The following is a 4,453-nucleotide window of genomic DNA, read 5'->3' on the forward strand; positions in this document are numbered from 1 at the left end:
GACGCTATTTGGATCTATGTTAGGAAGCCCTTACCCAACGATCATTTATATTGGACATCCAGGCTGGAAAGCTACGGGAGCACGAGTGGGTTACTCTTTGGTGACTGGTATCAGTATTATCGTGATAGCTTTTATTGGATTACTACCTCTGATGTTATCTATTATTCCTCTAGTAGCATTGTTGCCGATTTTAATTTACATCGCTATGTCTATCGGAACACAAGCCTTTACAACAGCTGAACCAAAACATGTCCCTGCGATGATATTAGGTTTGATGCCCTTTGTTGCTAGTTTTGTTATTCTACAAGTTAATAATGCCTTAACAGCTGCAGGTACGAGTGCAGGAGAAGTAGGATATAATGTATTACAAAACAATGGAGTTTATTATGAAGGATGGAGTGTACTAGGTTCAGCAGACATATTAGTCTCTATGATGTTGATTAGTATTGTTATCTTTTTAATTGAAAAACAATATAATAAAGCTGCTATTTATAGTTTTGTAGCTGCTATACTTTCGTTTTTTGGTTTTATCCATGCTGGTCAAATCGGGTTTGGAACAGGATTAAGTGCAGCAATTGGATATTTATCAATGACAGCAGGTTTGCTATTCTTCCATTTTTATCGTCATTCAGAAGATGTAGCAGAGAATACTGATAAGGTGTAAGCAAGAAGAGATTTGAAGAACATTTTAGATATATATAACTCAATAGCAGTGCAATCATTAAGTTAATGATGAGACTAGTACAAAATCTTCAATAATTAAGTAAATACGTAAAAAGATGTTATCAATTTCCTTTAGCAAGTGGAAACTAATAGCATCTTTTTACATTGAATCTTTTCTTATAATCTTAGATTATTTTATAGAACATGTTGTAAAGACAATCACGTTGTCAACGAAACCGTCAAATATAAATGCAATCTGTTTCTATGAGAAATTTGGGTTTAAACGTAACGGAGAAGGGAATGGAGAAGAAGTTATTTTACAAAAGAAGTTGGATAGTTAGAAAAATGGCTTCTCAACTTTGAATTTATTCTACTCAGTAAAATGAAAGAACAAGATTTGCAGAACTGCTATCAGATAGCAGTTGATAAGTGGTTGGAAATTAGCGATAATGTTAGGTGAAGGAAGATTGAAAAAGCTTCAGTAAGGAAGTGGATGGATGAGGAAAAATGTAACGATTTCTCAAGTTGCCGAAAAAGCGGGTGTATCTAAAACAACGATTTCTCGATTTTTAAATGGGCATTATGGCAATATGTCTAAAGAAACAAAAGAGCGCATTGCTCAAACTATTGTGGATTTGAAATACCGGCCTAACCGCCAAGCACAAGCTTTAAAGTCTAAGCGCAGTTATTTAATTGGTATCGTAGTAGCCGACATCTCAAACATGTATTCTTCTTTATTGCTAAAAGGAATTGGGGAAGTTTTAGGAAAAGTTGAGTATCAAATGATTATTGTTGATGCTGCTAATTCAGTTAGGCAAGAAAGAGAGCTTTTAGAAAAGCTGATTGACCAGGGAGTAGAAGGGATTATTCTGCAAGCTTCTTCACGTGATGCCTCACATTATGACTTTTTAGAAGATGCTAACATTCCTTTACTATTAGTTGACCGACAAACAGAACCACTTAAGTGGCCGTTGATTGCTTCTGATAATGTGGAAGCTACTCAAAAATTGATGGAAGTCGTATTGAATAAAGGGTATGAAAAAATCGTTGTCGTTAGTGAACCGTTAGCAGATATCGTTACTCGAGAGTTACGCTATCAAACAGTCAAAGAATTGACAGACGCAGCAAATAGAGAATTGGTTTTGATAGAAACAAACTTTGAGGCAAGTTTAAAATCAGAAATAGTGACATTAGTCAAAGATCCTAAAAAAACTGTGTTATTTGCTTCAAATGGACGGGTTCTAATGCAACTGCTTACCATTCTAATTAATGAAAAGATAAAAATACCAGATGAAATTGGAATTACAGGATTTGATGATTGGAATTTAACTGCTTTGGTAGGTCCTGGAATTACTAGTATTGAACAGCAAACAAGACTTATTGGAGAGACTGCTGGCGAGCAGATGATGAAATTTATTAATCAAAACGAAACTTCTATAGAAAGACATATCGTTCCAGCTAAATTACAGTGGCGTAATTCTATATAATATTTATATATCTTTTTTAGCAAACGAAAGAGCTTAGAGAACCAGTTTCTTAGGCTTTTTTTATTTGTTCAAAACAGAGTAAATATTTCCTGTCTGAAAGCGCTTGACTTATTTAGGAAACCGGTTTACAATTTATTTATGGAAACCGGTTAACTAAATTTGAAAGGATGAGTTTTATGATAGATAAAAGGTTAGTATTGAACATGTTAGTGTTTGCTGAAAAGGTTCAAAATGGGGCAGTTCAGAGTGATTTGATTGAAGAATCTGTTGCATTAGGCTTTAGAAAAATTGAAGTGCGAAGAGAGTATTTTAAAAATTTAGCAAACGAAATTGCTGATATTAAAAAACTAGTAGAGAAGTACGAATTAGAATTATTTTACAGTGTTCCTGATGAAGTGTTCGTAGACGGACAAGTAAATTCTAAACTAGACGATTATTTATTAGAAGCAATACAAATGGGAATTACACATATCAAGTGGAACATTGGTGATTTTGCAGGTTTTACAGGTAATTTAATAGAATTAAAACCACTAACTGAGCAGGGGATTGAAGTGAATATTGAAAATGACCAGACGCAAACTTCTGGAACTATTTCAGTCATTGACACTTTTATGAAAGCGGTTGAAGAAGAAGGTTTGAATATTGGATATGTTTATGACCTTGGAAATTGGCGGTTTGTTGGTGAAGACGAAAAAATAGCTGCAGAACAATTAGGGAAATACGTCCGTTATATTCATGTAAAAGATGTAATTTATATGGAAGGTAAACCACAAGCAGGTGGTCTGGATCATGGAGAGATTGATTGGCGAGAAATTTTAAGCGTTTTACCTGAAAACGTCCCGGTAGCTATTGAATACCCAACAACAGAAAAACAAGAAATTCTTGAAGCAAAAGCTTTATTGGAGGAGGAATAACCATGTCTGAACAACAAACAAAAATCGATCCTGAAAAATTTGCCTATCATTTTATGGACACTATGAAACAACCAGATTTTTCTACAAAAGAAACGGAAGTTGCAGCGAAAGAATCACTAGCTGCTTACTTAACAGCTTATTATCTTGTTCAACGTTTCAACAAATTAGAAAATAATTTTTTTACTGAAGACAATCATCATAAAGTATCAACGTATCAAAAAATCTTAAGTGAGCTGAATCAGTACTAGGGAGGTGACAAATTATGAGCAGTGCAATTGTAGGTATTCTATTAGCCGCTACTTTTCTTGTTTTTATTGTTTATGCGATGAAAGGTGGAAATTTAACAGTTGGTTTCTTCGTAATGGCAGTGTTATGGACAATTATTGGAATGGTGCCTTTTAACCAAGCAGTCAAAGAAATTTTTACTGATCCTGTTCTAAATTATGGAAAGACAGCTGCCTATATTATTTTTGGTTCTTGGTTTGGGCGAGTTTTAGTCGATACAGGAATTGCAGGAAGCATTAGCCGGCGAACAGAAAAAATTGGGAAAAAGAGTCCTGTATTAGCAACGATTTTAATTGCTTTGGTTATTGCATTGATTTTCACCAGCTCTTATGGAGTTGGTTCGGCAATCGCAGTTGGAGTTATTTTATTCCCTATTCTATTTTCGATTGGTGTTCCTAAAAATATTGCTGTTTCCATTTTTACTATGTCCATTGGAGCAGCAATGTATGTCAACAATGTCTTATTCGTTCAGTTCCAAGTTTTCTTCCCTAAAGTTGAATGGGGATTGCATTATCAACGCTTTGGCTTTGTGGCGATGGCTGTTCAAATGATGATTGTGTTTATTTTCATCTTATTTCATGCTAAAAAGATCCGTAATGGGAAACCTGAAATCGTTGAAAGTGAAGAATCAGAAGAAATAGTAGATGTTCCAATTTGGACATATATTTTGCCTGTCTTGCCAGTAGCTTTAAGTATTTTTGCAAAATGGGATGCTGTTCCTGCATTGTTGTTATCGACGATCATTGCTTTTGCGGCGACAGGAAATATGAAAAGTTACACTCGCTTCGTTATGTTAATGAATGAAACCGCTAAACACGCAATCAGTGATATTGCAGGTTTGCTGATTATGTTATTTGTTTTGACGATGTTCCAATCAGCTGCTATACATGCAATGTCAGGGTTTACCCCCATCTTCCAGCAAATTATTCCGGATAACAAGTTAATTTTAGTCATTATTATTGCTATTATTGCACCTTTATCTTATTTCCGTGGGCCATTGATGCTCTATGGTGCAGGAGCTGCCACAGCAGCAATATTAGTTGGTACAGGAATGTTTGATCAATATTTCTTGTATGGTTTATTAGTAGTACCGTCAATGATGGG

Annotated in this window: 4 protein-coding genes and 1 pseudogene; all 5 read left to right on the plus strand. The window is 34.9% G+C overall.

Features of this window, described 5'->3' with window-relative positions:
- Window positions 1-664, plus strand: a pseudogene (locus RT405_RS01055) (hypothetical protein); the annotation flags it as partial.
- 496 nt (window positions 665-1,160) lie between these two features.
- Window positions 1,161-2,150 (plus strand): LacI family DNA-binding transcriptional regulator, encoded by a 990-nt coding sequence (locus RT405_RS01060; protein ID WP_313466841.1) that lies wholly within the window; start codon window positions 1,161-1,163, stop codon window positions 2,148-2,150.
- Between the two features lie 176 nt (window positions 2,151-2,326).
- On the plus strand, window positions 2,327-3,064 hold the full coding sequence (locus RT405_RS01065) for a TIM barrel protein (protein ID WP_313466842.1): 738 nt from the start codon (window positions 2,327-2,329) through the stop codon (window positions 3,062-3,064).
- Window positions 3,065-3,066: 2 nt separating this feature from the next.
- Window positions 3,067-3,312, plus strand: coding sequence for a hypothetical protein (locus RT405_RS01070; protein ID WP_313466843.1), 246 nt, complete (start codon window positions 3,067-3,069; stop codon window positions 3,310-3,312).
- Between the two features lie 14 nt (window positions 3,313-3,326).
- Window positions 3,327-4,453, plus strand: a 1,127-nt coding sequence (locus RT405_RS01075; protein WP_313466858.1) for a gluconate:proton symporter, incomplete at its 3' end; no start/stop codon positions are given.

The organism is Carnobacterium sp. (assembly GCF_032094055.1).
Lineage (GTDB): Bacteria > Bacillota > Bacilli > Lactobacillales > Carnobacteriaceae > Carnobacterium_A.

Excerpts from the sequence above, each read along its gene's own strand:
- RT405_RS01060 (WP_313466841.1), top strand. The coding sequence starts at position 1,161 with ATGAGGAAAAATGTAACGATTTCTCAAGTTGCCGAAAAAGCGGGTGTA.
- RT405_RS01065 (WP_313466842.1), top strand. The coding sequence starts at position 2,327 with ATGATAGATAAAAGGTTAGTATTGAACATGTTAGTGTTTGCTGAAAAG.
- RT405_RS01070 (WP_313466843.1), top strand. The coding sequence starts at position 3,067 with ATGTCTGAACAACAAACAAAAATCGATCCTGAAAAATTTGCCTATCAT.